The organism is Alicyclobacillus mali NBRC 102425, from assembly GCF_001570745.1.
Taxonomy (GTDB): domain Bacteria; phylum Bacillota; class Bacilli; order Alicyclobacillales; family Alicyclobacillaceae; genus Alicyclobacillus; species Alicyclobacillus mali.
The window spans coordinates 1-1,684 of sequence record NZ_BCSG01000070.1 but is presented as its reverse complement, the minus strand read 5'-3'; the positions used below and the strand labels follow the sequence as shown (position 1 = coordinate 1,684).

General features: G+C 53.6%; 1 protein-coding gene. It reads left to right on the top strand.

Annotated features, from left to right (window positions below; genetic code table 11):
• The first annotated feature begins 152 nt into the window (after positions 1-152).
• Entirely contained in the window at positions 153-1,679 is a 1,527-nt protein-coding gene (locus tag AMA01_RS13400) for a transposase (protein ID WP_067851751.1), read from the top strand.
• Positions 1,680-1,684 lie beyond the last annotated feature (5 nt).

Below are 1,684 nucleotides of genomic sequence, written 5' to 3'. Positions count from 1 at the left end.
AGGCGCTATGCAGTTGCTGTATGAAGTTGGATTGTGAACATTTTATGAAATGTTAATGAAACCATCGAAAAACACTTGACTTTTGAAAAACACCCTAACAATCGCCGAGGAGGCACCTAACTGCCTATCTCTCAGCGATTCGGGTGTGAAGTATGGCTCGTTTATGTAAACCAGAGTTCAAGGAGCTTTCGTCTTTCAGCAATGTCGGTGGCGCCCCTGTTCTACGTACACTGTGGGATCGGTTCGACCTTTCGTTGCTCTTGTCCCAGTCGGGGATCTTCAAAGTCCGTGGCGTCGCCACCTGGGTTCTGGCGTTCCTCTACGTCGTTGGGCTCATTAACCGCTGTCCGTCCGTCAATGCACTGGCCACGTTCTTCAACAAAGACGGCCTCTTGCAGCGCATGCTGGGCATCCAAAAGGTGACTCAATCCACCCTCAGCCGCTTCCTGACGGGATTTTCCCAATGGGACACATTCAACGAAAAACGGACCTCTCGCCTTCAGGAAGATCCAGATACGGCTCTGGCAGACGGAGACGTGCTTGCGCTCGACGATACGCATGCCCCACACCCATACGCCAAGGGGATCCCGTTTCTCTACTGGCTCTACGACAGTTCGAACAAAGTGTACACATGGGCGATGAACATCGTGGCGCTGCACGCCGTCCGCAGCAATGGGGTTGAATATCCATGGTCGTACGCCATCTGGACGAAACCCGAAAACGACACCGACAAGAAGCAGTCAAAACTGGACCTCGCATGGAGAATGCTCCTGGCTGTCCGAAAACAGGTGACGTGCCGCTTGTGGGTGGTCATGGATCGCTGGTACTTCAGCAAACCATTCCTGCTCCAGTGTGAATCAGAGAACTTTGATTGGGTCACGAAGGCCAAACGGAACATGCAGCTATTCCGCCGCATGATTGAACCCGGCACCGGACGTGAGCGCTTTGTTCCAATACGTCCTCGAGACCTCATTCGGGAGGTCTATCCGCTGCTCATGGCGCAAGGGAACGTGGATGTCGCCTCTGTCGCCTGTGAAAACATCTACGTGAAGATGCCAAAGACCTCAGTGAATCGACGGGGCGAGCCATGTACGAAAATGAAATACACACCGGTCGCCGCAGTCGTCGGTAAACGAATAAAGCCCGAAGACAACAAGGCCACCACGCAACCAACAGAACTCGTGGACTCCAATGAACCCGTGGAGACCGAAGAGCCGGCTGCAGAGTACAAGGGGGCCTACCTGCTCATAAGCAACCGTCACGATGCGCCATCTGAGGTGATGGGTGCGTGGCTGAAGCGTTGGCGAATTGAAGTCTTGTTCCGTACGGCAAAGCAAGAACTCGGGATGCTCAATTGCCATTCGCCCAACCAAAACCACATACACGCTCACATGACGCTGCTATTCACGGCCGAAACGCTCGTTCGATACCTCGTCTGGGAACAACGAAAAACAGCGGACGAGGAAGATTGCACCCACGGCCAAGTGATCCGCAATGTGCTGTGCGTCCGCTGTCATGCCCGTCAAGCCGCTCGAACAAACGAGCCAGACTTGATCGTGATCGATCTTGACGCAGCGGCACGGCATTGCGCAAGCCTCATCGACAAGTTTTGGCCCAAACGATTGGAATTGACATGGTTTGACCCAGAAAACAACCAGTTATTGAGAGCAACTGCATAGCGCCT